The organism is Caldimonas sp. KR1-144 (assembly GCF_049446155.1).
Lineage (GTDB): Bacteria > Pseudomonadota > Gammaproteobacteria > Burkholderiales > Burkholderiaceae_C > Rivibacter.
On the sequence record NZ_JBMSEE010000003.1, the window covers coordinates 458,905 to 482,377 of the forward strand.

Annotated in this window: 26 protein-coding genes; 7 read left to right on the top strand and 19 right to left on the bottom strand. The window is 69.6% G+C overall.

What is annotated here, in order from left to right:
- Positions 1 to 17: 17 nt before the first annotated feature.
- Entirely contained in the window at positions 18 to 842 is an 825-nt protein-coding gene (locus tag ACO2TI_RS10245; protein ID WP_423284024.1) for a helix-turn-helix domain-containing protein, read from the bottom strand.
- Between ACO2TI_RS10245 and ACO2TI_RS10250 the strand changes: the two genes are divergently transcribed.
- Together ACO2TI_RS10250 and opgC are read left to right on the top strand one after the other, a co-directional pair.
- The gene (locus tag ACO2TI_RS10250; protein ID WP_423284026.1) at positions 837 to 1,364 is read left to right on the top strand and encodes a hypothetical protein; all 528 of its coding nucleotides are present in this window, start codon (positions 837 to 839) and stop codon (positions 1,362 to 1,364) included. The genes ACO2TI_RS10245 and ACO2TI_RS10250 overlap by 6 nt on opposite strands.
- A gap of 47 nt (positions 1,365 to 1,411) precedes the next feature.
- The gene (opgC, locus tag ACO2TI_RS10255) at positions 1,412 to 2,620 is read left to right on the top strand and encodes an OpgC domain-containing protein (protein ID WP_423284027.1); all 1,209 of its coding nucleotides are present in this window, start codon (positions 1,412 to 1,414) and stop codon (positions 2,618 to 2,620) included.
- Here the strand turns inward: opgC and ACO2TI_RS10260 are convergent.
- From ACO2TI_RS10260 to ACO2TI_RS10300, 9 genes are all read right to left on the bottom strand, one after another.
- The gene (locus ACO2TI_RS10260) at positions 2,529 to 3,281 is read right to left on the bottom strand and encodes an SGNH/GDSL hydrolase family protein (RefSeq protein WP_423284028.1); all 753 of its coding nucleotides are present in this window, start codon (positions 3,279 to 3,281) and stop codon (positions 2,529 to 2,531) included. The genes opgC and ACO2TI_RS10260 overlap by 92 nt on opposite strands.
- 86 nt (positions 3,282 to 3,367) lie before the next feature.
- Complete coding sequence (locus ACO2TI_RS10265; RefSeq protein WP_423284029.1) at positions 3,368 to 4,330, bottom strand: M48 family metallopeptidase; 963 nt, start codon at positions 4,328 to 4,330, stop codon at positions 3,368 to 3,370.
- Positions 4,331 to 4,359: 29 nt separating this feature from the next.
- Positions 4,360 to 5,139 carry a lysophospholipid acyltransferase family protein gene (locus tag ACO2TI_RS10270; protein ID WP_423284030.1) on the bottom strand — a complete coding sequence of 260 codons (780 nt, stop codon included), beginning with the start codon at positions 5,137 to 5,139 and terminating at the stop codon, positions 4,360 to 4,362.
- Positions 5,139 to 5,783, bottom strand: coding sequence for a D-glycero-beta-D-manno-heptose 1,7-bisphosphate 7-phosphatase (gene gmhB / locus ACO2TI_RS10275; RefSeq protein ID WP_423284031.1), 645 nt, complete (start codon positions 5,781 to 5,783; stop codon positions 5,139 to 5,141). Before gmhB ends, ACO2TI_RS10270 begins: the two co-directional genes overlap by 1 nt.
- Entirely contained in the window at positions 5,780 to 7,900 is a 2,121-nt protein-coding gene (gene glyS, locus ACO2TI_RS10280; RefSeq protein ID WP_423284033.1) for a glycine--tRNA ligase subunit beta, read from the bottom strand. The genes gmhB and glyS overlap by 4 nt, the downstream gene beginning before the upstream one ends.
- Positions 7,900 to 8,838, bottom strand: coding sequence for a glycine--tRNA ligase subunit alpha (gene glyQ, locus ACO2TI_RS10285; RefSeq protein WP_423284034.1), 939 nt, complete (start codon positions 8,836 to 8,838; stop codon positions 7,900 to 7,902). The genes glyS and glyQ overlap by 1 nt, the downstream gene beginning before the upstream one ends.
- A gap of 97 nt (positions 8,839 to 8,935) precedes the next feature.
- Positions 8,936 to 9,679, bottom strand: coding sequence for a hypothetical protein (locus ACO2TI_RS10290; RefSeq protein WP_423284035.1), 744 nt, complete (start codon positions 9,677 to 9,679; stop codon positions 8,936 to 8,938).
- 13 nt (positions 9,680 to 9,692) lie between these two features.
- Complete coding sequence (lnt, locus tag ACO2TI_RS10295) at positions 9,693 to 11,225, bottom strand: apolipoprotein N-acyltransferase (RefSeq protein ID WP_423284037.1); 1,533 nt, start codon at positions 11,223 to 11,225, stop codon at positions 9,693 to 9,695.
- The gene (locus ACO2TI_RS10300) at positions 11,225 to 12,127 is read right to left on the bottom strand and encodes an HlyC/CorC family transporter (RefSeq protein ID WP_423284038.1); all 903 of its coding nucleotides are present in this window, start codon (positions 12,125 to 12,127) and stop codon (positions 11,225 to 11,227) included. The genes lnt and ACO2TI_RS10300 overlap by 1 nt, the downstream gene beginning before the upstream one ends.
- Positions 12,128 to 12,329: 202 nt before the next feature.
- Here ACO2TI_RS10300 and ACO2TI_RS10305 point away from each other — a divergent pair, with 202 nt between their 5' ends.
- From ACO2TI_RS10305 to hslU, 5 genes are all read left to right on the top strand, one after another.
- Positions 12,330 to 13,376 (top strand): CobW family GTP-binding protein, encoded by a 1,047-nt coding sequence (locus ACO2TI_RS10305; RefSeq protein ID WP_423284039.1) that lies wholly within the window; start codon positions 12,330 to 12,332, stop codon positions 13,374 to 13,376.
- A 139-nt stretch (positions 13,377 to 13,515) separates the two neighbouring features.
- Positions 13,516 to 14,271 (top strand): RNA polymerase-binding protein DksA, encoded by a 756-nt coding sequence (gene dksA / locus ACO2TI_RS10310; RefSeq protein ID WP_423284041.1) that lies wholly within the window; start codon positions 13,516 to 13,518, stop codon positions 14,269 to 14,271.
- Positions 14,272 to 14,314: 43 nt separating this feature from the next.
- The gene (locus ACO2TI_RS10315) at positions 14,315 to 16,186 is read left to right on the top strand and encodes a hypothetical protein (RefSeq protein WP_423284043.1); all 1,872 of its coding nucleotides are present in this window, start codon (positions 14,315 to 14,317) and stop codon (positions 16,184 to 16,186) included.
- Between the two features lie 151 nt (positions 16,187 to 16,337).
- Complete coding sequence (hslV, locus tag ACO2TI_RS10320; protein WP_423284045.1) at positions 16,338 to 16,895, top strand: ATP-dependent protease subunit HslV; 558 nt, start codon at positions 16,338 to 16,340, stop codon at positions 16,893 to 16,895.
- A gap of 100 nt (positions 16,896 to 16,995) precedes the next feature.
- The gene (gene hslU / locus ACO2TI_RS10325; RefSeq protein ID WP_423284047.1) at positions 16,996 to 18,363 is read left to right on the top strand and encodes an ATP-dependent protease ATPase subunit HslU; all 1,368 of its coding nucleotides are present in this window, start codon (positions 16,996 to 16,998) and stop codon (positions 18,361 to 18,363) included.
- On the opposite strand, the gene ACO2TI_RS10330 is transcribed toward hslU, so the two are convergent.
- From ACO2TI_RS10330 to ACO2TI_RS10370, 9 genes are all read right to left on the bottom strand, one after another.
- Entirely contained in the window at positions 18,353 to 18,820 is a 468-nt protein-coding gene (locus tag ACO2TI_RS10330) for an SRPBCC domain-containing protein (protein WP_423284049.1), read from the bottom strand. The two genes, hslU and ACO2TI_RS10330, sit on opposite strands and share 11 nt — an antisense overlap.
- Before the next feature lie 77 nt (positions 18,821 to 18,897).
- Positions 18,898 to 19,476: a GNAT family N-acetyltransferase gene (locus ACO2TI_RS10335; RefSeq protein ID WP_423284051.1), complete on the bottom strand. Its 579-nt coding sequence runs from the start codon at positions 19,474 to 19,476 to the stop codon at positions 18,898 to 18,900.
- Positions 19,473 to 20,018 (bottom strand): GNAT family N-acetyltransferase, encoded by a 546-nt coding sequence (locus ACO2TI_RS10340; RefSeq protein ID WP_423284053.1) that lies wholly within the window; start codon positions 20,016 to 20,018, stop codon positions 19,473 to 19,475. Before ACO2TI_RS10340 ends, ACO2TI_RS10335 begins: the two co-directional genes overlap by 4 nt.
- Positions 20,019 to 20,159: 141 nt before the next feature.
- Positions 20,160 to 20,717, bottom strand: coding sequence for a DUF4256 domain-containing protein (locus tag ACO2TI_RS10345; RefSeq protein ID WP_423284055.1), 558 nt, complete (start codon positions 20,715 to 20,717; stop codon positions 20,160 to 20,162).
- 66 nt (positions 20,718 to 20,783) lie between these two features.
- The gene (locus ACO2TI_RS10350) at positions 20,784 to 21,179 is read right to left on the bottom strand and encodes a GFA family protein (protein ID WP_423284056.1); all 396 of its coding nucleotides are present in this window, start codon (positions 21,177 to 21,179) and stop codon (positions 20,784 to 20,786) included.
- A 42-nt stretch (positions 21,180 to 21,221) separates the two neighbouring features.
- Positions 21,222 to 21,599 carry a VOC family protein gene (locus tag ACO2TI_RS10355; RefSeq protein ID WP_423284058.1) on the bottom strand — a complete coding sequence of 126 codons (378 nt, stop codon included), beginning with the start codon at positions 21,597 to 21,599 and terminating at the stop codon, positions 21,222 to 21,224.
- A gap of 58 nt (positions 21,600 to 21,657) precedes the next feature.
- Positions 21,658 to 22,185, bottom strand: coding sequence for a GFA family protein (locus ACO2TI_RS10360; RefSeq protein ID WP_423284060.1), 528 nt, complete (start codon positions 22,183 to 22,185; stop codon positions 21,658 to 21,660).
- 76 nt (positions 22,186 to 22,261) lie between these two features.
- Positions 22,262 to 22,651 carry a nuclear transport factor 2 family protein gene (locus tag ACO2TI_RS10365; protein ID WP_423284061.1) on the bottom strand — a complete coding sequence of 130 codons (390 nt, stop codon included), beginning with the start codon at positions 22,649 to 22,651 and terminating at the stop codon, positions 22,262 to 22,264.
- 109 nt (positions 22,652 to 22,760) lie between these two features.
- Complete coding sequence (locus ACO2TI_RS10370; protein ID WP_423284062.1) at positions 22,761 to 23,231, bottom strand: hypothetical protein; 471 nt, start codon at positions 23,229 to 23,231, stop codon at positions 22,761 to 22,763.
- Positions 23,232 to 23,473 lie beyond the last annotated feature (242 nt).

The following is a 23,473-nucleotide window of genomic DNA, read 5'->3' on the forward strand; positions in this document are numbered from 1 at the left end:
TTCGAGCGCACTCTAAGTCAAGCGGTTTTCTTGCTGGGCGCCAGCGCCCGCAGCGCGGCCGCCGTGGCGGCATCGGCCGGAAAGAACGACTCGATCGCCAGCTCCGCCACCGTCACGTCCAGCGGCGTGCCGAACACGGTGGTGGTGCTGATGAAGGACCACACGCTGCCGTCCGGCTGGCGCAGCTGCAAGGGCACGACGACACCCGGCCGATCGGCCTGCGCGACCGCTTCGGGCGGCGCCGGCATCGCCAGCAGCTCGTCGCGCAAGGCTGCCAGCTGCGCATCGCCCGACAGCTCGATGTCGCGCGCCAGCCGGGCGAAGAGATGCGCGCGCCAGTCGGCCAGGTTGACGATGCGCGGCGCCAGCCCTTGCGGGTGCAGGCTCAGTCGCAGCACGTTGACCGGCGGCTCGAGCAGCTGTGGCGGCAGGCCCTGCAGCATCAGCGGCACGACGCGGTTGTAGGTCACCAGCATCCACTGCCGGTCGACCGCCAGCGCCGGGTGCGGCTCGTGGCCGGCCAGCACCAGGTCGACCGCCGCGCGCGCCGCGGCCAGCGCCGGGTCGTCGAGCGCGCGTTGCGCGTACATCGGTGCGTAGCCGGCCGCGGTCAGCAGCGCGTTGCGCTCGCGCAAAGGCACCTCGAGCCGCTCGGCCAGGCGCAGCAGCATTGCGCGGCTGGGCAGCGCGCGGCCGGTCTCCAGGTAGCTCAGGTGACGCGTCGAGACCTCGGCGTCGCTGGCCAGTTCCAGCTGGCTCAGGCGGCGGCGCTGGCGCCAGTCGCGCAGCAGATCGCCGACGGGTCGGCGGGCTGAGTTCACCGGGGAGGACATCGCATGCATGAGCCGATTCTGGCGGCCGCCCGCATCGCCGCCATGACCTCGCAGGTCATGGCCAACATGTCCGCCGGCGCCGACGATGGCTTCACGTTCAACGTCGTCATCAAGGAGATCGCCATGTTCATGAACCGACTCTCGCCTTCGGCCTGGTTGCGCACGGTCTTGTGGACCGATGCCGCGTCCTGCGTCGCGATGGGCGCGCTGCTGGCCGCCGGCGCCGACGCGCTCGCCGGCCCGTTCGGCCTGCCGGCCGCGCTGCTGCGAGCGGCCGGCATCGGTCTGCTGCCGTTCGCGGCGCTGGTGGCCTGGATCGCACAGCGCGGCGCAGCGCGCGCCGGCGTGTGGCTGGTCGTCGCGGCCAATGCGCTGTGGGTGGTCGACAGCGTCGCGCTGCTGGCCTTCGGCGGCTTCGCGGCCAGCGCGCTGGGCCAGGCCTTCGTGCTCGGCCAGGCCGGCGCCGTGGCAGCGCTCGCGATCCTGGAGGCACAGGCGCTGCGGCGCCGGGACGCCGCCGCTGCGCGCTGAACAGGGCCCGCGGTTTGCCATGAGGCCGTCGAGGATCTGTTACCGCGATGACGCGCCGCTGGGAACTCGATGCCCTGCGCGGGCTGATGCTCGTGCTGATGGCGCTGACGCACTTGCCGACGCGCCTGTCGGATCCGTTCGGCCAGCCCTTCGGCTTCGTCTCGGCGGCCGAGGGCTTCGTGTTCCTGTCGGCCTACATGGCCGGCGAGATCTACACGCGACGCCATCACCGCGAGGGCGAGGTCGAGATGAAGAGCGCGTTTTGGCGCCGCGCCTTCAAGCTCTACGTGGTGCAGGTTGCGTTGCTGGTGTTCGCGTTCAGCGTGATCGCCATTGCCGGCGTGCTCGCGCACCAGCCGGCGGTGACCGACCTGCTCGACTTCTACCTGCAGCGCCCGTTCACCGCCTTCGCGGCCAGCCTGCTGCTGCTCTACAACCCGCCGCTGCTGGACATCCTGCCGATGTACGTGATGTTCATGCTGCTGAGCCCGGTGGTGCTGCTGCACGGTCTGCGCCACGGCTGGACGCTGCTGCTTTGCGCCAGCATCGCGCTGTGGACGCTGGCGCAGTTCGGCGTCGGCGCGAGCCTGCACGAGGCCGCGGTGGCCTGGCTCGCGCTGCCGGTGCCGCTGCGGCAGACCGGCGCGTTCGACGTGTTCGCCTGGCAGTTCCTGTGGCTGCTGGGCCTGTGGATGGGCAGCGAGGGCGCTCGCCCCAGCCCGCCGCCGCGCGTGTTCCCGCGCTGGCTGCTGCAAGCCGCGACCGGCTATGCGCTGCTGTGCTTCGCGTGGCGGCACGCCGTGGGCCAGGCGCCGTTCCCGGGCGACGCGACACTGAACCTGCTGTTCGACAAATGGCAGCTCGGGCCGCTGCGCCTGCTCGACTTCTTTGCGCTGCTGGTCGTCGTGCTGCACCACGGCGAACGACTCAAGGCGGCGCTGCCGCGGCCGAGGCCGCTCGAGACCCTGGGCCGCGCCGCGCTGCCGGTGTTCTGCGCCCACCTGGTCGCGACGCTGTTGGCGCTGGCCTGGGCCGGCACGCCGACGCCCGAGCGGCCGTGGACGATCGACGCCGTCGTGCTGCTCGCGGGCCTGCTGCTGATGTGGCTGACGGCGATCGTGACGCGCTCGCTGGAGCGCCCGGCGCTCGCGGTGCGCGATCGCTTCAGTGCGCGGCGGCCGACTGCGTCGGGCGCGCGAGCGGATCGCCCGGGTTCGGAACACCCGGGGGCGGAACACCCAGGTGCTCGGCAATGACGCTGCGCCACAGCGCGTAGCCGTCGGCGTTCAGGTGCAGCGCATCGGTGCCGAACAGCTCGGTGCGCGGCAGGCCATGCGCGTCGAGCATGCGGCTGAAGATGTCGATGTAGTCGAGGTTGTCGCCGCTGCGCACGTAGTCGGCGATCAGCGCATTGGCCTCGCGCACCTGCGCCATCAGCGCGGCGCGCAGCGGGCTGGGCTTGATCGACAGGTAGGCGATGCGCGCCTCGGGCAGCGCCTCGCGCACGCTCTCGACGAAGGCCTTGAAGCTGGCCAGCACCTCGGCGGGCGCGGCGCCCTCGGCGAGGTCGTTGTCGCCGGCGTAGACCACGATCAGCCGCGGCCGGTATGGCAGCACCAGCCGGTCGACGAAGGCCGCGCAGTCGGCCAGCCGCGAGCCGCCGAAGCCGCGCTTGATCACCGGCGGCTGCGCGTCGAAGGCCGATTCGAGGCCCTCCCACAGGCGGATCGACGAGCTGCCGACGAACAGCACGCCGCCGCGTTGGGGCGGCTGCGCGCGGTCGAGTTCGGCAAAGGCCTCGAAGCTCGCCTGCCAGCGCGCCGCGCGCCCGGCGGTGCCGGCGGGCTGCGCCTTCGCGATGCCCGCCGCACCGAGCAGCACGCTGGCCGCCAGGATCACCGTCCACTTCCTTCGCATCGGCGCAAGACTGCCCGGCCGCCCGCTCCGGCGCAAGGCGCTCGCGCAATGTCCACGACAGCGGTGCGGAAGACGTGTCGCCGGGTTCAGTCCAGCGCCGGCAGCATCGGATCGCGCAGGCGTTCGCGCACCGCGTCCATGTCGGGGATCACGGAACGCACCACGTCCCAGAACTTCGGGCTGTGGTCCATGTGGCGCAGGTGCGCCAGTTCGTGCGCGACGACGTAATCGATCGTCGGCAGCGCGAAGTGGATCAGCCGCCAGTTCAGGCGGATCGAGCCGTCGGCGCTGGCGCTGCCCCAGCGCGTCTGCGCGCTCGACAGCGCCAGGCGCGTGACGCGCACGCCCAGGCGCTCGGCGTAGATCGCGCAGCGCTCCTCGAACACGCGCCGCGCCTGGCGCATCAGCCAGGCCTGCACGGTGTCCTTGATCTGCTCGGGCGTCGCGGTCTGCGGCAGGCCGACGTGCAGCGTCAGGCGCGGCACGCCGGAGAGCCCGGGCTGCGCGACGGCCTCGCCGCTGTCGAGCATCGCGCCGGCGATGCGCGCGTCGAGCACCAGCACGACGCTTTCGCCGAGGAAAGGCAGGGTCGTGCCGTCGCGCCAGTCGATCTTCGCGGCCGCCTGCTTGCGCGCACGCTCGCGCTGCTCGCCGAGCTTGGCGACGATCCAGCGCGACTTCTCGCGCAGCGCGGTGTCGATGTCGCCCTGACCCACCCAGCGAGGCGCACGCACCGACAGGCCGTCGGCGCTGACCACCATGCCGATCGAACGGCGCCGGGCGCGCACCAGCTCGTAGCCGATCGTGACGCCGCCCAGCACGATCTCGCGCTGCGCGCGCGGATGGCGATGGTCGGCCTGGCGGTCGGGCGGCGGGTCGGGCGGTTGCGCCGCGGCGCGCGGCACGGCGAGCGCCGGCTCGTCGGAGGCGTTCAGGGGCAAGGGAGATGGCGTGGAAGACGGGGCCGGCGTCTCATCGGCATCGCCGAACAGGGGCAATGCGAACTGGTGCGGCTGCGAGGCGCCGTGCGGCGCGGCCCGTCGAGTCATGGGCCGCAAGTGTAAGCGCGGGGCGCGCGTCAGAGCATGGTCGGCAAGGCCGACGGGGCGCTGTCGTAGGCACCCGGGTCGAGCCTGCGCATCTCGAGCTCGATCCAGGTCTCGACCTGGCGCATCAGCTCGTCGGGCTCGCGGCCTTCCGACGAGATCGGCTGGCCGATCGAGATGTCGATCGTGCCCGGCCGCAGCAGGAAGCTCTTGCGCGGCCAGCAGCGCGCCGAGGTCACCGCGATCGGCACCACCGGCACGCCCAGCGTCACCGCGAGCCGCGTGCCGCCGGCCTTGTAAAGGCCCTGGCTGCCGCGCGGCGTGCGCGTGCCCTCGGGAAACATGATCACCCAGTTGCCTTGGCCGAGGTACTTGCGGCCCTGTTCGGCGACCTTGTTCCAGGCCTCGGCTCGCTTGCTGCGGTCGATGTGGATCATGTCCAGCCGCCCCATCGCCCAGCCGAAGAAGGGAATCAGCAGCAGCTCCTTCTTGAACACGTAGCACAGCGGATGCGACATCAGCGTCGGGTACGCGAAGGTCTCCCAGGTGCTCTGGTGCTTGGACAGAAGGATCACCGGCGACAGCTTGTCCTTGGGCGGCAGGTTGTTCATGCCCAGCACGCGGTGGTTCACGCCGCAGATCACGCGCGCGCCCCAGATCGCCAGACGCAGGAAGAAGATGCAGATCCAGTAGAGGCGGTCGCCGCGCACGAAGATGGAGGTGACCAGCGCAACGATGGCGATCGGCACCACGGTGATCGCCATCCACACGAAGAACAGCGCCGAACGCAGCGCGCAGACAAAGGTGAACATCAGGAGGAGAGGTCTCCGGGGCCGGAATCGAGCACGCCTTCGTCCGCCGACCGCGGCGCGCCCTCGGCCTTGGCGGCGGCGCGGCGGCTGCGCTCGCGCGAGATCATGAATTCGGCAAAGGCCGCGAGGTCGTCGTGCACGCGGGTGCCGGGCACCTGCTGCACCAGCGCGTCGAGGCCGGCGGCGTCGAGCCCGACGGTCTTGCCGGTGCGCACCAGGTGCGGCTCGCAGCCGGCGGCCGCGCCGGCCTGCAGGTCGCGCAGCGAGTCGCCGAGCGTCGCCACCGTCTTCAGGTCGACGCCGTAGCGCAGGCCGATCTGCTCGAACAGGCCCGGCTGCGGCTTGCGGCACACGCAGGCGTCGGTGGCCGAGTGGGGGCAGAAGAAGATCGCGTCGATGCGCCCGCCCACGTGCGCCAGCGCAAGGTTGAGCTTGGCGTGGATGGCGTTGAGCGAGGCCATGTCGAACAGGCCGCGGCCGAGACCGCTCTGGTTGGTGGCGATCACCACGTGCCAGCCGGCATGGTTGAGCCGCGCGATCGCCTCGAGCGCGCCGGGCAGCGGCTGCCACTCGTCGGGCGACTTGACGTAGTCGTCGCGGTCGACGTTGATGGTGCCGTCGCGGTCGAGGATGACGAGCTTCATGTCGCGAGCCGGGAAAGGTCCGCGACGCGATTCATCGCCGCGTGCAGCGTCGCCAGCAGGCCCAGCCGGTTGGCGCGCAGCGCGGCGTCCTCGGCGTTGACCATGACGTCGTCGAAGAAGGCGTCGACCGGCGCCTTCAGCACCGCGAGCTCGCGCAGCGAAGCGGCGTAGTCGCCGTTCGCATAGAGCTTGTCGGCCTGCGGCTGCGCCGACGCCAGCGCGGCGCTGAGCGCCTGCTCGGCGGGCTCCTTCAGCAGCGCGGCATCGACCTTGGCCTCGACCGCGCCGTCGGCCTTCTTGAGGATGTTGCCGACGCGCTTGTTCGCGGCGGCGAGCGAGGCCGCCTCGGGCAGCGCCGCGAAGGCGCGCACCGCGGCCAGGCGCTTGGGCACCTCGGACAGGCGCTGCGGCGCGAGCGCCAGCACCGCGTCGACCTCCTGCGCCGAGTAGCCCTCGTCGCGCAGCTGGCCGGCCAGGCGGTCGCGGAAGAACTCGGCCAGCGCCGCGCGCGGGTCCTGCCTGAGCTTGTCGCCGAAGGCCGGCACGGCGGCGTCGAACAGCGCGCCGAGCTCGAGCGGCAGTTCGCGCTCGACCAGCATGCGGATCGCGCCCAGCGCATGGCGGCGCAGCGCGAACGGGTCGCGGTCGCCGCTGGGCAGCTGGCCGATGCCGAACAGGCCCACCAGGGTCTCGAGCTTATCGGCCAGCGCGACGACCAGGCCCACCGCGTTGCGCGGCAGCGCGTCGCCGGCGAAGCGCGGCTTGTAGTGGTCCTCGATCGCTTCGGCGACGGTGTCGCCGAGGCCGTCGTGGCGCGCGTAGTAGCCGCCCATGATGCCCTGCAGCTCGGGGAACTCGCCGACCATGTCGGTCAGCAGGTCGGCCTTGGCGAGCCGCGCGGCGGTGTCGACCGCGGCGATGTCGGCCGGCGACATCGCCAACGCCTTCGCGATCGCCATCGCGATCGTGCACACGCGCTCGACGCGCTCGCCTTGGCTTCCGAGCTGGTTGTGATAGACGACCTTGGCCAGCGCCGGCACGCGCGAGGCCAGCGCCTTCTTGCGGTCCTGGTCGAAGAAGAACTTGGCATCGGCCAGGCGCGGGCGCACGACGCGCTCGTTGCCCTCGATCACCGCGCTGGCGTCGGCCGGGCGGATGTTGCTGACCACCAGGAACTGGTTCGTGAGCTTGTCCTGCGCATCGAGCAGCGGAAAGTACTTCTGGTTGGCCTTCATCGTCAGGATGAGGCACTCCTGCGGCACCGCGAGGAACTCGGGCTCGAAGCGGCAGGTGAGCACGTTGGGGCGCTCGACCAGCGCGGTCACCTCGTCGAGCAACGCGGCGTCTTCCACCGGCTTCAGGCCGGTGCCGGCCTTGGCGGCCGCAGCGGCGAGCTGGCGCGCGATGTCGTCGCGGCGCGCCTCGAACGAGGCGATCACCGCGCCTTGCGTTTCGAGCTGCTCGGCGTAGCTGTCCGCGTCGCGCAGCGTGACGGTCGGTTGCGCCGCCTCGAAGCGGTGGCCGTGCGTGACGCGGCCCGACTGCAGGCCGAGCGCCGAAACCGGAACGATCTCGGCACCGTGCAGCGCGACCAGCGCATGCGCCGGGCGCACGAAGTTGACGCTGGTCCAGCCGTCGTCGAGCTGGTAGCTCATGACCTTGGGGATGGGCAGCTTGGCCAGCGTCTCGTCGAGCGCCTTCTGCAGGCCCTCGGCCAGGGTCGCGCCGGGCACCACCGAGTCGAGGAACAGCGCCTCGGCCTTGCCGTCCATCGCGCGCTTGAGCTGCGGCACGGCCGATGCATCGGCGCCGAGCGCGGCGAGCTTCTTCAGCAGCGCGGGCGTCGGCCCGCCGGCCGCATCGAGCGCCACCGCGACCGGCATCAGCTTCTGCTGCACGGCCTTGTCGGCCGCCTTGGACGCGACGTTGCCCACGTGCACCGCGAGCCGCCGCGGCGACGCATACGACGCCACCGCGGCGCCGGCCGCGGCCAGCCCTTGCGATTGCAGGCTCGCGACCAGGGTCGCAGCAAACGCGTCACCCAGCTTCTTCAGCGCCTTGGGCGGCAGCTCCTCGACGAACAACTCGACGAGCAGGTTCTTGTGCGCGGTCGTCATCAGGCGGCCTTCTTCTCGTTCTTCTGCTTCTCGGCGGCGAGCTTGGCAAGCGTTTCGTCGGCCCAGGCCCTGGGCGCCATCGGGAAGCCCAGGCGCGCGCGGCTGTCGAGGTAGCTCGCGGCGACCGCGCGCGCGAGGTTGCGGATGCGGCCGATGTAGGCCGCGCGCTCGGTCACGCTGATCGCGCCGCGCGCGTCGAGCAGGTTGAAGGTGTGCGCGGCCTTGAGCACCTGCTCGTAGGCCGGCAGCGCGAGCTGCGCGCCCATCAGGTGCTGCGCCTGCGCCTCGTGCTTGCCGAAGGCGTGCAGCAGGAACTCGACGTCGCTGTGCTCGAAGTTGTAGGTGCTCTGCTCGACCTCGTTCTGGTGGAACACGTCGCCGTAGCTGACGCCCGGCGCGTATTCCAGGTCGTAGACGCTTTCCTTGCCCTGCAGGTACATCGCCAGGCGCTCGAGCCCGTAGGTGATCTCGCCGGTGAGGGGCTTGCAGTCGATGCCGCCGACTTGCTGGAAGTAGGTGAACTGCGTGACTTCCATGCCGTTGAGCCAGACCTCCCAGCCCAGGCCCCAGGCGCCGAGCGTGGGGTTCTCCCAATCGTCTTCGACGAAGCGGATGTCGTTCTTCTTCAGGTCGAAGCCCAGCGCTTCGAGCGAGCCGAGGTAGAGCTCGAGGATGTTGGCCGGCGCCGGCTTGAGCACGACCTGGTACTGGTAGTAGTGCTGCAGGCGGTTCGGGTTCTCGCCGTAGCGGCCGTCCTTGGGCCGGCGGCTGGGCTGCACGTAGGCGGCCTTCCAGGGCTCGGGGCCGAGCGCGCGCAAGAAGGTGGCCGTGTGGCTGGTGCCGGCGCCGACTTCCATGTCGTAGGGTTGCAGCAGCGCGCAGCCCTGGGCGTCCCAGTATTGCTGCAGGCGCAGGATGATTTGCTGGAAGCTCAGCATGGCAAGGCGCCGCAGGTGCGGCGCAAGGGTTCGTGGATTCGAGCCTGCAATTCTAGGGACGGCGCCAGGGACGACCGTCCTGCGGACCGGCCCGCGGTCAGAACTCGATCTCGGCCTGGGTGCGAAGCGTGGTTTTCGGCGCGACACCGCCGGTGCCGAACAGCGCGCCGAGCTCCCACTTCACCTCGGTGCCGGCGAGTTCGAACTCGCCGAACAGCGCCGGCCCCAGCACGTGCGACTGCCGCGAGCGCGGCGCCCAGTCGTCCCAGGGGCCGACGTGATCGAAGCCCTGCAGGCCGACGTCGATCGCCTCTTCGCCGCGGCGCGTGCGCAGCTGCCACTGCAGTTGCAGCGTGGTCGGCGCGGGTTCGTCGGCATGCCAGCGGCGCTGGAAGATCGCATTGAAGTTCAGCCGCAGCGGCATGCCGGCCAGCGTGGGCTCCATCTGCAGCAGCGGGCCATAGTTCAGCTCCCAGCCCTCGGCCGCATCGCGCGGGCGCTCCAGCTCGACCAGCAGGCCGAGCTCGAACGGCCAGGCGCCGGTCGGCGTGAGCTGGAAGCGGTTTTCCCATTCCCAGGCGTCGTAGCCGGCGCGCTCGCCGACGTCGCGGCGCCACTTGGCGGTGAGCTCGGCGGCCCACCACGACGTGAGCCCGTAGCTCAGGCCGACCGAGGCACCCCAGTAGCTGCGCCCGTCGCGGTCGCGCGCGAGGCCGGCCTTGCTGTCGATCTCGCGCTCGCCCGCCTCCACCAAGGGGCTGAAGATGTAAGCCTCGGGCTCGCCCTGGGCGCAGGCGCCCGCGGCCGCCAGGCTCAGGGCGATCGCCGGCAGGAGCTTCATGCGCCCGATGCTGTCAGCGCGGCGCGCGCCGGGCCATCAGGGCCGTCACCGACAGCGCCACGAGCCACAACGGCCACAGGCCCAGGCGCCCGGCCCACCATGCAAACGGCGTCGTGCCCTCGCGGCCTTGCACCTTGGCCAGCAGCACGCCGCGCGTGTGCGGCTCGAGCCAGCGAGCGACCTTGCCCCGGTGGTCGATCACCGCCGTCGCGCCGGTGTTGGTGGCGCGCAGCATCGGGCGCTGCAGCTCGAGCGAGCGCAGGCGCGAGATCTGCAGGTGCTGGTCGACCGCCTCGGTCTCGCCGAACCAGGCGATGTTGCTGAGATTGGCCAGCACGGTCGGCGCGCGCCGCGGCTCGACGAAGCGCGCCGCAAGCTCCTCGCCGAACAGGTCTTCGTAGCAGACGTTGGGACCGATGCGCTGGCCATTGACCTCGAACGAGGGTGCGTCGAGCGGGCCGCGCTCGAAGTCGCCGAGCGGGATGTTCATCATCGCGACGAACCAGTGGAAGCCCAGGGGGATGAACTCGCCGAACGGCACCAGGTGGTGCTTGTCGTAGCGGTAGAAGCCCTCGGGCAGGCGCTGGGCCGCGGCCGAGAAGCCGGCGGCCGAGTTGGTGTAGCCCACGCCGCCGTCGGCCAGCGGGCGCACCAGCGGCACGCCGATCAGCGCCGCGCGCTCGCTGCCGGCGAAGGCGTTGCGCAGGCCGTCCCAGAAGCCCTCGGGCAGCTGCTCGGGCAAGAAGGGAATCGCGGTCTCGGGCGCGACGACCAGGTCGGCCGGCGCGTCGAGCATCGCGCGCGCCGTCCAGGCCAGCGCCTCCGGCTGGAAGCGCACCTCGAACTTCTCGTTCTGCGGCACGTTGCCTTGCAGCAGCGCGACGCCGATCTCGCCGGTCGGATGCGTGAACGCCGCCGGCAGCAGCGGTGGCAGCGCGATGGCCGCCAGCGCGAGCGCGAACGGCGGCGCTCGCCGCAGCCGCACGCCGCCGACGATCAATGCCGCCGCGAACGCCGAGGCGGCGCCGATGCCGTAGACGCCCAGCCACGGCGCCAGCGCCGCCAGCGGCGAGTCGGCATGGGCGTAGCCTGCGGCCAGCCAGGGGAAGCCGGTGAACAGCTCGCCGCGCGCCAGCTCGGCCGCCAGCCACAGCGCGGCGAACAGCGCCGCATCGGCCAGCGGCCTGCCACTGCGCCAGCGCACGAAGGCGGCGCCGGCTGCCGCGAGGTAGATCGACAGGAGGGCCGTCAGCGCCAGCACCGCCAGCGCCGCCAGCGGCGCTGGCAGCCCGCCGTAGCGGTGCATGCTGATGAACAGCCACCACACGCCCAGCGTCAGCCAGCCGAGGGAGAACGCAAACCCGGCCAGCGCCGCGCGGCGCGCGCTCGGCGCGGCGGCGAAACGCCAGGCCAGCAGCACAACGCAGGCAATCTGCAGCCACCAGGCCTCGCGCGGCGCGAACGCGAACGCATGCAGCGCGCCGGCCAGCAGCAGGCCCAGCGCGTCGGCCCAGGCGGGCAGCGCGCGGATGTCCGCGCGGCTCATCAGGCCTCGGGGCCTTCGGCGGCGGCGCTCGGCTCGGCCGGCTCGGCGCGCGTGACCTTGAACCAGCGCACCGCGCCGCCGCGCGCGAGCATCACGACGAACCGCAAGCCGCCGATGTCGACCGCCTCGCCGCGGCGCGGCACGCGGCCGAGTTCGTGCGCGACCAGGCCGCCGATGGTGTCGAAGTCCTCCTCCGGCAGCGTGGTGCCGAAGCTCTGGTTGACCTCGTCAATGCCAGCATCGCCGGCCACGCGCTGGCTGCCGTCGGCCAGCGTGAAGACGCCGGAGTCGCGGTCCTTCTCGTCGAACTCGTCCTCGATCTCGCCGACGATCTCTTCGAGCACGTCTTCGATCGTCAGCAGCCCGGCCGTGCGGCCGAACTCGTCGATCACGATCGCGAGGTGGTTGCGGTTGGAACGGAAGTCGCGCAGCAGCTCGTTCAAGCCCTTGCTCTCGGGCACGAACACCGCCGGCCGCAGCAGCGCGCGCAGGTTCAGCTCGGGCGCGCGCTGCAGCTTGAGCAGGTCCTTCGCGAGCAGGATGCCGATGATGTTCTCACGCTCGCCTTCGTAGACCGGAAAGCGCGAGTGGCCGGTGCCGATCACGACGGCCAGCAGCTCGTCGTAGGGCGCGTCGATGTCCAGCAGGTCCATGCGCGGCGCTGCGACCATCACGTCGCCGGCCGACATGTCGGCCATGCGGATCACGCCCTCGAGCATGTGGCGCGACTCGGGCTCGATCAGCTCGCGCTGCTCGGCCTCGGCGAGCGTCTCGATCAGCTCGTCCTTGGAATCCGGCCCGGGCGACAGGAACTCGACGATGCGCTCGAACAGCGTGCGCCGGTCGTCGGAGAGGTGCTTGTCGCCATGTCGGGCCGGGCGACTCGGAGCGGGGTCGGACACGGGGTGGGTGCCGGCAGTAGGGGGAGGTCGAGAATACCCCAGCCTCGTGACTGGATTGGCGCCCCGCTACGATGCGCGCCCCATCTGCCAGCCCGCTGGCAACCGGCTGCTGGCCTGCCGCTTGCTTGACAGGCCGCGGACCTTGATCGACAGTCGCCCGCCCTCACCTGCAGGGCCAGTTTTTCCGCGAAGCGAGCCCACCATGTCCCAAGGCCTCATCCCCGCCACCATCCTCACGGGCTTCCTCGGCGCCGGCAAGACCACGCTGCTCAAGCGCGTGCTGTCCGAGGCCCACGGCCAGAAGATCGCCGTGATCGAGAACGAGTTCGGCGAGGAGAACATCGACAACGACATCCTCGTCGAGGAAACGACCGAGCAGATCGTGCAGATGAGCAACGGCTGCATCTGCTGCACGATCCGCGAGGACCTGCGCGCCACGCTCGCCGACCTGGCCGACAAGAAGCGCCGCGGCGAACTCGACTTCGAGCGCGTCATCATCGAGACCACCGGCCTGGCCGACCCGGGCCCGGTGGCCCAGACCTTCTTCATGGACGACGAGATCGCCGAGAGCTATCTGCTCGACTCGATCCTGACCCTGGTCGACGCCAAGCACGCCGACGGCCAGCTCGACACCCGCCAGGAAGCGCGCCGCCAGGTCGGTTTCGCCGACCGCATGTTCCTCAGCAAGACGGACCTCGTTCCCGCCGAAGAGACCGAGGCGCTGATCCACCGCCTGAAGCACATGAACCCGCGCGCGCCGATCGAGAAGGTGCACTTCGGCGAGGTGCCGCTGGCCCAGGTGCTGGATCTCAAGGGCTTCAACCTCAACGCCAAGCTCGACATCGACCCCGACTTCCTCAAGGAAGACGAGCACGATCACCACGCTCATGACCACGCCCATGACCACGAGCACGGCGAGCACTGCGACCACCCGCACCACCACCATCACGACGACGACGTGAAGAGCTTCGTCTTCCGCAGCGACCGGGCCTTCAATGCAGCCAAGCTCGAAGACTTCCTCGGGGCGATGGTCAACCTCTACGGCCCGCGCATGCTGCGCTACAAGGGCGTGCTCAACGTCAAGGGCTTCGACCGCAAGGTCGTGTTCCAGGGCGTGCACCAGCTGATGGGCAGCGACGTCGGCCCCAAGTGGGCCGCCGGCGAGAAGAAGACCAGCAAGATGGTGTTCATCGGCATCGACCTGCCGAAGGACATCTTCACGCTCGGCCTGGAGCAATGTCTCGCCTGAGCCACTGCGGTCGCGGTTGCGGGCGCAAACCCGTCGCTACAATCCGCCGCGCCGAAATTCGGGGCCCCCGCAACAGGGCCTCGAAACATCGGTCCGCGGACCCACAAGCGGGTATAACGCCACGCGAGGAGACCCAGCAGTGAGCAAGACCCCGGCCCAGCGCACGTCGAGCCCGACAGCGGTAGTCAAGAAGCCTGCCGTCAAGGCCGCCGCCGCGGCGCCGGCGAAAAAGCCCGCTGCCAAGACCGCTTCTCCCGCAACGGCTGCCAAGCCCGCCGCCAAGACCGCTGCGGCGCCCGCCAAGGCGGCCGCCCACAAGACCCCGGCCGCGCCCGTCGCGGCCGCTCCTTCACCTGCAGCCGCGCCGAAGCCGGCCCCGGCTGCCGTCGTCCCCTCGCGCGCCATGAACGCTCCCGTCGTCGATTCCAAGCCCGCCCGCAAGGTGGATCCCAAGCTCGCCAATGCCTGGAAGACCAAGGCCGGCAGCCAGCTGACCGAGGACGAGCTGCTCGCGATGCCCGACAGCGAGTACATGAACGAGAAGCAGCTCGAGTTCTTCCGCAGCCGTCTGATGCAGCAGAAGGAAGACCTGCTGGCCAATGCCGGAGAGACCACCGAGCACCTGCGCGAGGACACCTCGATCGTTCCCGACCCGGCCGACCGGGCCACCATCGAAGAAGAACACGCGCTCGAGCTGCGCACCCGCGACCGCGAGCGCAAGCTGCTCAAGAAGATCTCGCAGTCCATCGCGCGCATCGACTCCGGCGACTACGGCTACTGCGACGAGACCGGCGAGCCGATCGGCCTGGGCCGACTGCTGGCCCGCCCGACGGCCACGCTCTCGCTCGAGGCGCAGCAGCGCCGCGAGATGAAGCAGAAGATGTTCGGCGACTGACGCCCGAGCACACCGGCCGCGCGGCCCGCAGCAGTTAGGCGCGATGAGCGACCCCAACAATCCCGACCAGCCTGGCGCCAAGAACGACAGCTTCTTGCGCAAGGTCGTGCGCTTCGTCGCCAACCCGGCGACCGACTGGGCCGACCTCAACACGCGCCCGGTCGAGGACGCCCAGCAAAGCGGCTACGCCAAGGGCGAGCTCAAGGCGATGATCGAGCGCAAGCGGCGCAACGACTTCGTGCGCAAGCGCGAGTTCGACATGCTGCGCAAGATCCGCCGCGAGGGCCTGCCGCCCGACGGCCTGGCCGGCCTCGCGGGCAGCTCCAATCTCGACGACTCCGACCCGCCGCGCAGCGCTGACCACGCGCGCGCCGACGCCGCGGTCAAGGCCAAGATCGACGAGATCGAGCAGCAGATGGAAGGCGAGACCATCGCGCGGCGCACGACGTCGACGATGCCCTCGCATCCGCCCTCGTTCTACAACGCGCCCACCGTCTCGTCGGCGCTCGACGAGGCGTCGGCGCCGATGAACCTGCCGTTCGCGCCGGCGGCCGACCCGGCGCCCGCGCCCGCCGACGACGCGGCCGAAAAAGCCGCCGCGCTGGTGGCCGCGCCGCTGGCGCCCACGGCGCTGACCGCCGCGCCGCCCGAGCCGGCCGGCCCGCCGAGCGTCATCGACTGGAGCGCGCCCACCCTGCCCGGCCAGCTCGATGGCGCCAAGGCGGCGCCGGCCGTCGCCGCACCGGCACCCGCCGTCGCCGCAGCGCCCGCCAAGCCGGCCACCGTGCGCATGGGCGCGCAGGGCGACCCGTTCGCGGTCGAGGTGCACGAACTCGCGCACGATCCCGAGCTCGACGAGGCGGTGATCTCGTTCGCCAACGCCGACTTCGAGGCCTGCGAACGCGCCGTCAGCGAGCTCATCCAGGCCGGCGGCGCCCGCCACTCGCATGCCGAGACCTGGCTGGTGCTGTTCGACCTCTACCGCGCCACCGGCCAGCAGATGCCGTTCGAGAGCCTGGCGCTCGACTACGCGCAGCGCTTTGGCTGGTCGGCGCCGCAGTGGTTCTCGATTCCCCAGCTCGTCGCGGCCGAGGCCGCGGCGTCGGCGGCCAAGCCGTCGACGGCGCGCATCGAGGGCCATGTCGGCTGGGTCGCGCCGGCACACCTGGACACCGAGGCGGTGAGCCGGCTGCGCGCCCAGGCGCTGCAGATGCCGCTGCCCTGGGTGCTCGACTGGGGCCCGCTTGCCACGGTGGAGCCCGAGGCCTGCGCCCAGCTCGCCGAGCTGCTGCGCCACTGGAGCACGCAGCCGATCTCGATGCGCTGGATCGGCGCCGAGCACCTGCTCGCCCGTCTGGTCGAGACGGCGCCCGCCGGCGTGCGCGACGCCGACCCGGTGTACTGGCTGCTGCGCCTGGAGGTGCTGCGCATCATCAACCGGCCCGACCAGTTCGACGAGGTCGCGATCGACTACTGCGTGACCTACGAGGTCTCGCCGCCCTCGTGGGAGGCGGCGCAGTGCACCGTCAAGCTGGCCGACGCCTCCGGCGTCACGATCGCGCCGAAGTCGGCGGTCACCGACGTCTCCACCGGCTTCGTCGAGTCGCAGGTGCTCGACGAGGTCGGCGGCGAGAAGACCGCGGCCGTCGAGCTCTCGGGCCAGCTCGTCGGCGACATCGGTAAGACGCTGACCCAGCTCGAGAGCAGCATCGGCGACGCGATGCTGGTGAGCGTGAACTGCCAGCGCCTGATCCGCATGGACTTCATCGCCGCCGGCGACCTGCTGAACTGGGTGCTGGCGCGCCGCGGCGAGAACCGCCTGGTGCACTTCGAGGACGCGCACCGCCTGCTGGCGCTGTTCTTCAACGCGATGGGCATCAGCGAGCACGCCCGCGTCAAGGTCAGGAACATTTAGCCCCCACGCTCGCTGGGGCTCGCTGCCCCCCGAGGGGGCCCTTGCTGCGGACCGGCAAAGCCGGATCCGCGCAAGCTCTCGGAACCCACACCAGCATTTGCCTGTCTGCCCTGTGGGTTGACCTCGCTGGTATCGGCCTTATCTTCGGGGGATGGATGCATCCTCCCCTGTCTACCACGGCACCACGATCGTCAGCGTGCGGCGCGGCAACCAGGTCGCGCTCGGCGGCGACGGCCAGGTGACGCTCGGCAACGTCGTCGTCAAGGCCAGCGCGCGCAAGGTGCGCAAGCTCTACCGCGACCAGGTGCTGGCCGGCTTTGCCGGCGCCACCGCCGACGCGTTCACGCTGTTCGAGCGCTTCGAGGCCAAGCTCGAGAAGCACCAGGGCCACCTGGTGCGCGCCGCCGTCGAGCTGACCAAGGACTGGCGCACCGACCGCGTGCTGCGACGCCTCGAGGCCATGCTCGCGGTGGCCGACCGGACCAGCTCGCTGATCATCACCGGCAATGGCGACGTGCTCGAGCCCGAGAAGGGCATCGTCGCGATCGGCTCCGGCGGCGCCTATGCGCAGGCCGCCGCGATCGCCTTGCTCGACCACAGCCAGATGACCGCCGCCGAGATCGTCAAGCGCTCGCTCGAGATCGCCGGCGACATCTGCATCTACACCAACCAGAGCCACACGATCGAAGTGCTCGGAGAAGCCCAATGATGCGAAGCAGCACACACCGCCGGCCGCCGGGCCGCCCCAAGGCCGGCGGCGCCCCCTCGGGGGGCAGCGCCGCGGCGAAGCCGCAAGCGTGGGGGCGGACATGAGCTCCATGACGCCCCAGGAGATCGTCTCCGAACTCGACCGTCACATCGTCGGCCAGCAGGAGGCCAAGCGCGCGGTCGCGATTGCGCTGCGCAACCGCTGGCGCCGCCAGCAGGTCGACGACAAGCTGCGCAGCGAGATCACGCCGAAGAACATCCTGATGATCGGCCCCACCGGCGTGGGCAAGACCGAGATCGCGCGGCGCCTGGCCAAGCTGGCCGACGCGCCCTTCATCAAGGTCGAGGCGACCAAGTTCACCGAGGTCGGCTACGTCGGCAAGGACGTCGACACCATCGTGCGCGACCTGGTCGACATGGCCGTCAAGCAGACGCGCGAGTCCGCGATGAAGGCCCACCGCGCGCGCGCCGAGGACGCCGCCGAGGAACGCATCCTCGACGCCCTGGTGCCGCGCCCGGCGTCCGCCGTCGGCGGCAGCGACTTCGGCTTCGGCGGCGCCGCGCATGCCGAACCGGCGCCGCCGTCCCCCGACAACACCGCGCGCCAGGTGATGCGCAAGCGCCTGCGCGAGGGCTCGCTCGACGACAAGGAAATCGAGCTCGAGGTCGCCGAGCCGCGCGCCTCGATGGAGATCATGGCGCCGCCCGGCATGGAGGAGATGGCCTCGCAGCTGCAGGGCCTGTTCGCCAACCTGGGCCAGCAGCGCCGCAAGGCGCGCAAGCTGCGCATCGGCGAGGCGATGAAGCTCTTGATCGATGAAGAGGCCGCCAAGCTCGTCAACGAAGACGAGATCAAGCTGCAGGCGCTCGCCAGCGCCGAACAGAACGGGATCGTCTTCATCGACGAGATCGACAAGGTGGCCTCGCGCGCCGAGCACGGAAGCGCCGACGTCAGCCGCCAGGGCGTGCAGCGCGACCTGCTGCCGCTGGTGGAAGGCACCACCGTCAACACCAAGTACGGCATGGTGAAGACCGACCACATCCTGTTCATCGCCTCGGGCGCCTTCCACCTCGCCAAGCCCAGCGACCTGATCCCCGAGCTGCAGGGGCGCTTTCCGATCCGCGTCGAGCTGGGTTCGCTGTCGGTCGACGACTTCGAGGCCATCTTGTCGAGCACGCACGCCAGCCTGGTCAAGCAGTACCAGGCGCTGCTGCAGACCGAGGGCGTGACGCTGGCCTTCGCGCCCGACGGCGTGCGAAGGCTCGCGCAGATCGCCTATGAAGTGAACGAGCTCACCGAGAACATCGGCGCGCGACGCCTGTCCACCGTGCTCGAGCGCCTGCTCGACGAGGTGAGCTTCGACGCCCCCCGGCTCGCCGGCCAGACGGTGACGATCGACGCCGCCTACGTCGACGGCAAGCTCGCCGCGCTGGCCAAGGACGAGGACTTGTCGCGCTTCATCCTGTGAACACGGCGCGGTCGCGCTCGCACAGCGTCTTGAGCGCCTGCAGCGCCTTCGGATAGGTCTGCTGCATGAACTCGAGGTACTGCGGCGTGGTGTCGACCGACACGTGCACGCGCGTGCCGCCGCTGGGCAGGTCAGCGAGCCGGAAGTTCTCGTAGGCCGGCGCCCAGGCGCGCACCTTCTCGCTGCTCAGGTCCTCGACGCCGCCGGCGATCTCGCCCAGGTGGCGGACCGAGACGAACTCGCGCGGGCGGTTCTCGACGATCTCGGCGGTCATGCCGTCGCCATCGGGCGTGAGGAAGCGGATCTTCTGGCCCTTCTCCCAGGAGCCCTCGAAGTAGGAGCGTTCGCAGAACGGCTCGGTCCATTCGCGATAGGTCGCCGGGCCCAGCATCGCGTCCCAGACGGCGGCGCGCGGGGCGTCGATGTCGACGGTGAATTCGAGCGTCTTCTTGGTCATGGCGGCTTGCCTCCGTGAGTAATGGAACGAAGACCGGTCCGGGGTTGCGGCAAGCGGCTTGCCCGCCCCGGCGGTCTTCACGCAGGCTTGAGCCGCACCACCGGCCGCTGGGGTTTGCGGCGCGCCACCTCCGTGAAGCCGGCCTGGTCGTACATGGACTTGGCGCCGAACCACAGCGAGTCGTCGTTCGAGCGGGCGGGCTTGTCGACCGGGTAGGCCTCGATCAGCGTGGCCCCATGCTGCCGGGCATAGGCGATCGCACCGGCCAGCAGCGCCTGCGCGACGCCCTGGTTGCGGTACTCGGAGGGCACGACGAAGCAGATGATCGACCACACAGGCCGATCGTCGACCGGCTTCATGACCGGTGAGCGCGCGAGCTTGGCGTAGGCCTCGCGCGGCCCGAGCGACACCCAGCCCACGGGCTGCTTGCCGCGATAGCCGATCAGCCCCGGCGGCGGCCCTGCATCGACCAGCGCCTTGAGCTCGGCCTTGTTCGCCTCGGCGCGCGTCATGCGCGCCGGCGGGGCCGCCGCCTTGCCGGTGTGCCGGTAATACATGCACCAGCAACCGCGCGCGACGGAGCAGCCCTTGGCGTTGAAGATCGCCTCGAGATCAGGCCAGCGCTGCGGCGTGAGCGGCAAGACGGTGAGCTTCACGGGTGTTCTTCGGGCGGGCGAAGCCAGACATGGCGGCTGACGGTCTGCTCGATGCCCTGGAAGCGCATGAGCTGCGATGCGGCATGACCGAAGCCGGCGCGATCGAGCGTACGACGCGAAGATGCATTCGCCAAGGCCGTGACGGCCACGATGCGCGGCAGCGCGAACGCGGCAAATGCCCATCGGCAGGCGTGCTGCAGCGCTTCGGCCCCGTAGCCGCGGCCGCGGGCCGATTCCGCGATCGCATACGAGACCTCGACATCGTCGTCCAGCGCACTGAAGCCCACGTGGCCCAGCAGCTGCGCGCTTTCGGCGTGTTCGACGCCCAGCACGTAGGGGCCGCGCCGCGGATCGCCCGGCGATGAATAGCACTTGATCAGGAAGTCCAGCGCGGCCTGCGCCTCGGCGAGGTCTGCATAAACGTGTGATGGCAGCCACCGGCGCGTGCTGGCCTCGCCGTTGAGCGCCATGAGGCGCGGCGCATCCGCGCGGATGAAGTGGCGAAGCAGGAGCGAAGGGGTTCGCAGCGGAAGCGGGTGCATGTTCGCGGCAGGAAGGATGGTCGGGCCCAAGGCCTGAATCCATCGTAGTGCCGCAAGAGCTCGCGTTCGAGCGCGGTTCGATGACCGACGTACGGCCGGCGTTTCAACCGTAGCGCGCGCCTTGCCGCGCTGCGCCGGGCCTCACACGACCAGCGCGCCGCGAAAGCCCCTGGCCGCGTAGTACGACGGCGCGCCGTTGTGATAGACGAACACCTGGCCATAGCGGCGGTCGCAGAACAGGGCACCGCCGAGCGCGCGGATCTCGGGCGGCGTGCGGATCCAGCTCGACGTCTTGACGTCGAACTCGCCAAGCGTTTGCAGCGCGCGGTACTGCGCTTCCGTCAAAAGCTCGATGCCCATCTCGGCCGCCATCTCGACGGCGCTGCCCTGCGGCTTGTGCTCCTTGCGGGACTCGAGGGCCTCCACGTCGTAGCAAAGGCTTCGGCGGCCGCTGGGGCTCTCTGCGGAGCAATCGCAGAAGGTGCAGCGGCCCGTGTCCTGGTCATGGGCGATGACATCCGGCTCACCACCGCTGGCCTCCATGGCCTGCAGCGACTTCAGCGCTTGGGGGTAGGCGTCGAGCCTCGCTCGCACGTCGGCCCAGGCGACACCCTGGTGCCGATGCATGTTCTTCTCGAAGCGAGCCTTCAACACCTGGAGAAGCTGTTCCCGTTCTTTTGCCGTCATCAGGTTTGCCATTGCGTCTTCCGTGAAAGCAGGTTGGCCCGTCGCCGCAATCCACGGCGTCATTGCGGCCGCATACCGCTACCGCATGTGCTCGATGCCATCGGGCATGACCACCCATGAATGCATGCGCTCCTCGTACACCGAGAAGCTGGGGCCCGGAAATGACGGGTCCGCGAACGCCCCGACGGGGATGGCGACAAACTCTTCGAACCCGGCCATCGTGTAGTACACGGTGGCGCCGCACGTGGGACAGAAGTTGAACGTGCATCGACCACCCTCGTCGCCGACGCGCGTGAACTCCCGCCCCTGACCCGAGAACCGCACGTTGGCGCGCGCAAAGCGCGCCTGGGCGCCGAAGACGCTGCCGGTGCGACGCTGGCAGGCCAGGCAATGGCACACGGAAACGCGAATCGGATCGCCGTCGACCGACGCGGTGAGTTGTCCGCAGCTGCAGCTGGCTATGCGGGTGGACATGCGGGTCAGCCCAGGTTGGTCAACGTCTGTTCGACGAAAGGATCAGGCCTCGGGCGCGTGGCAGACCACTTCGATGTTGTGCCCGTCCGGGTCGATGACGAAGGCCGCGTAGTAGTTCGCGTGATAGTGCGGGCGCAGACCCGGTGCACCGTTGTCTTTGGCGCCCGCCGCGAGCGCCGCGCGATAGAAGGCATCGACCTGCTGACGGTTCTCTGCTGCGAACGCCAGGTGAAGATGCGCCGGCTTCTCATCGGTCTGGCACAGGCACAAGGACGTGTTGTTGTCAGGGCGGCAGAGCTCGACGCCGTACGCCGGCGGGCCCTCTGCGACCACCTTGACGCCGAGCGGCTCGAGCGCCTTGAGATAGAAGGCCCTGCTCGCGGCGAAGTCAGTGACGCCGAACTTGACGTGGTCGAACATGAGGTCTCCTGAAACTGTGTGCTGGCATGCGGGGGGCCACGGCGGCGCAGGCCGCCAGCTAGGCCCCGCCCTCGCCGCCCTGGGCGGCGAACTGCTCGACGACCTGCTGCTCGGTGAGCATGGGTGTCTGATTGGCGAAGGAGTAATAGCCCGGCTTCTTGTCGACGTAGATCTGGCTGGCAAGCTCGAAATCGTTGGAGTCGAAGGCGCCGGCGGGAACAAAGTACTCGCCCGTGGCGAGCAGCTTGTAGTAGAGGTGGGTGCCGCAGGATTTGCAGAAGGCGCGCTCGGCCCAAGGCGACGATGCGTAGACGGCAATGTTCTGCGCCCCGGTGAACTCGACGCCGGGACCGCAGTGAACCGCCAACATGGGCCCGCCGCCCCAACGCCGGCAATAGCCGCAATGACAGGCGCCAATGTCTCTTGCGTCGGGCGACGTGAAGCTGACGGCTCCACACAGGCAATGACCATTCATGGGACTGCTGCAACTCGATGGATCAAGGATGGGTCGTGCGGCTCCGGCGTTGGAGCCGACCCGCGAATGCCAGTGCGGTGCTTGGGTCGCGGGGCGGATGATGGACCACATCGCCCCGCGGGCCAAGTGCCATGCCGGTGTGGGTCCACTCGAGCGAAGGGTTAGGCGGCGATCTCGCGGCTTGCGCTCACTGGTTGGCTTGGAGCATGGCAGCCATGCGCTGGTGAATGATGTTGACCGCCTTGAGTGGGCGAAGCATTACCTTGAACTCAACGATGTGTCCCGCTTCGTTCCACTTGATGATGTCCACGCCGTTGACCAAGATGCCGTCGATCTCGGTTTCGAACTCAAGCATGGCGTCTGTGTCTCCGACGATCTCGCGCACGTACCGAAAGGTCGGGTTGAAGAAGACCTGAAAGGCCGAAGCCAAGTACATGGCAGTGATCTTCTTGCCTCGCTGCGGTGTATGTACTACCGGTGAAAAGAACACTGCGTCTGCATCGAGCAGCGCATCGAGGCCACGCGGGTTCTGTTCTTTCACGAGCCGATGCCAGACTTCAATGGGATGCTCTGTCACGTGAGTCTCCGTCGGATTGGTTTGCTGCCTAACGTTTGAGTTCACCCGCCTGCGGAAGCGGGCGAAGCCCGCTGTAGCAGGTCGGGTGCAACGAAGGGTTAGGGCATGCTCACAGGAACTTGACCAATAGGCCCGCGACGGCAAGCACGGCACCGACTACCCACACAACGAACTTGTTCTGCTCATACCAGACTTCGTACGCACGCCGAGGCTTCCACATTGCAAGCTCCGCCGTGACGTGCTTCGCGATGAACTCTTGCATGCCTTGATACTCGGCGGCGACGGACCGCAGTGGAACGGTAGCGGGATAGCCTTTACCAAGCAAGCGCTGGTCGATTTGGGCCATGCGCTGAAAGACCTTGCTGCAACCAGAGAGCAACAGGCCTTGCACCTCAGGGAGAAGTTGCCGAGCATCCACGTGCCGCTCGCGAGCCTCTTTGGAAGCAGCGGTGATTTCCCGGACTACTAGGTCCTCGAGGAATGGCTCGATGTATCGCGACCAAAACACCCGTCGAGGAGAGCCTTCGAACCCCGCACCTTCATATGAGATGAAGTGGCCATCGTGCTTCTTGACTCGCATTGGGCGGCCTGTGTTCAAGAAGACCCATGGATCGACTTGATCGCGAAGGATGCGCTCGATCGCGTCAAAGATCCGCTTCTCAAATGTTGGGTAGAGGGGCGTTGTCACCCGGCATGCCTAACGAATGAAAGGGACTTCCCCGTCCCGAATGTGCCGCGGCGAAGCGGCAGCCGGCATCGAAGTGCCACGATGGGAAGTGCGAACTCTCATCAATGTTCGGAAGGGGAAGTCCATGGCCATTC

Coding starts and splice junctions, on each gene's coding strand:
- ACO2TI_RS10250 (WP_423284026.1), top strand. CDS start 837: ATGCATGAGCCGATTCTGGCGGCCGCCCGCATCGCCGCCATGACCTCG.
- ACO2TI_RS10245 (WP_423284024.1), bottom strand. CDS start 842: ATGCATGCGATGTCCTCCCCGGTGAACTCAGCCCGCCGACCCGTCGGC.
- opgC (WP_423284027.1), top strand. CDS start 1,412: ATGACGCGCCGCTGGGAACTCGATGCCCTGCGCGGGCTGATGCTCGTG.
- ACO2TI_RS10260 (WP_423284028.1), bottom strand. CDS start 3,281: ATGCGAAGGAAGTGGACGGTGATCCTGGCGGCCAGCGTGCTGCTCGGT.
- ACO2TI_RS10265 (WP_423284029.1), bottom strand. CDS start 4,330: ATGACTCGACGGGCCGCGCCGCACGGCGCCTCGCAGCCGCACCAGTTC.
- ACO2TI_RS10270 (WP_423284030.1), bottom strand. CDS start 5,139: ATGTTCACCTTTGTCTGCGCGCTGCGTTCGGCGCTGTTCTTCGTGTGG.
- gmhB (WP_423284031.1), bottom strand. CDS start 5,783: ATGAAGCTCGTCATCCTCGACCGCGACGGCACCATCAACGTCGACCGC.
- glyS (WP_423284033.1), bottom strand. CDS start 7,900: ATGACGACCGCGCACAAGAACCTGCTCGTCGAGTTGTTCGTCGAGGAG.
- glyQ (WP_423284034.1), bottom strand. CDS start 8,838: ATGCTGAGCTTCCAGCAAATCATCCTGCGCCTGCAGCAATACTGGGAC.
- ACO2TI_RS10290 (WP_423284035.1), bottom strand. CDS start 9,679: ATGAAGCTCCTGCCGGCGATCGCCCTGAGCCTGGCGGCCGCGGGCGCC.
- lnt (WP_423284037.1), bottom strand. CDS start 11,225: ATGAGCCGCGCGGACATCCGCGCGCTGCCCGCCTGGGCCGACGCGCTG.
- ACO2TI_RS10305 (WP_423284039.1), top strand. CDS start 12,330: ATGTCCCAAGGCCTCATCCCCGCCACCATCCTCACGGGCTTCCTCGGC.
- ACO2TI_RS10315 (WP_423284043.1), top strand. CDS start 14,315: ATGAGCGACCCCAACAATCCCGACCAGCCTGGCGCCAAGAACGACAGC.
- hslV (WP_423284045.1), top strand. CDS start 16,338: ATGGATGCATCCTCCCCTGTCTACCACGGCACCACGATCGTCAGCGTG.
- hslU (WP_423284047.1), top strand. CDS start 16,996: ATGAGCTCCATGACGCCCCAGGAGATCGTCTCCGAACTCGACCGTCAC.
- ACO2TI_RS10330 (WP_423284049.1), bottom strand. CDS start 18,820: ATGACCAAGAAGACGCTCGAATTCACCGTCGACATCGACGCCCCGCGC.
- ACO2TI_RS10340 (WP_423284053.1), bottom strand. CDS start 20,018: ATGCACCCGCTTCCGCTGCGAACCCCTTCGCTCCTGCTTCGCCACTTC.
- ACO2TI_RS10345 (WP_423284055.1), bottom strand. CDS start 20,717: ATGGCAAACCTGATGACGGCAAAAGAACGGGAACAGCTTCTCCAGGTG.
- ACO2TI_RS10350 (WP_423284056.1), bottom strand. CDS start 21,179: ATGTCCACCCGCATAGCCAGCTGCAGCTGCGGACAACTCACCGCGTCG.
- ACO2TI_RS10355 (WP_423284058.1), bottom strand. CDS start 21,599: ATGTTCGACCACGTCAAGTTCGGCGTCACTGACTTCGCCGCGAGCAGG.
- ACO2TI_RS10360 (WP_423284060.1), bottom strand. CDS start 22,185: ATGTGGTCCATCATCCGCCCCGCGACCCAAGCACCGCACTGGCATTCG.
- ACO2TI_RS10370 (WP_423284062.1), bottom strand. CDS start 23,231: ATGCGAGTCAAGAAGCACGATGGCCACTTCATCTCATATGAAGGTGCG.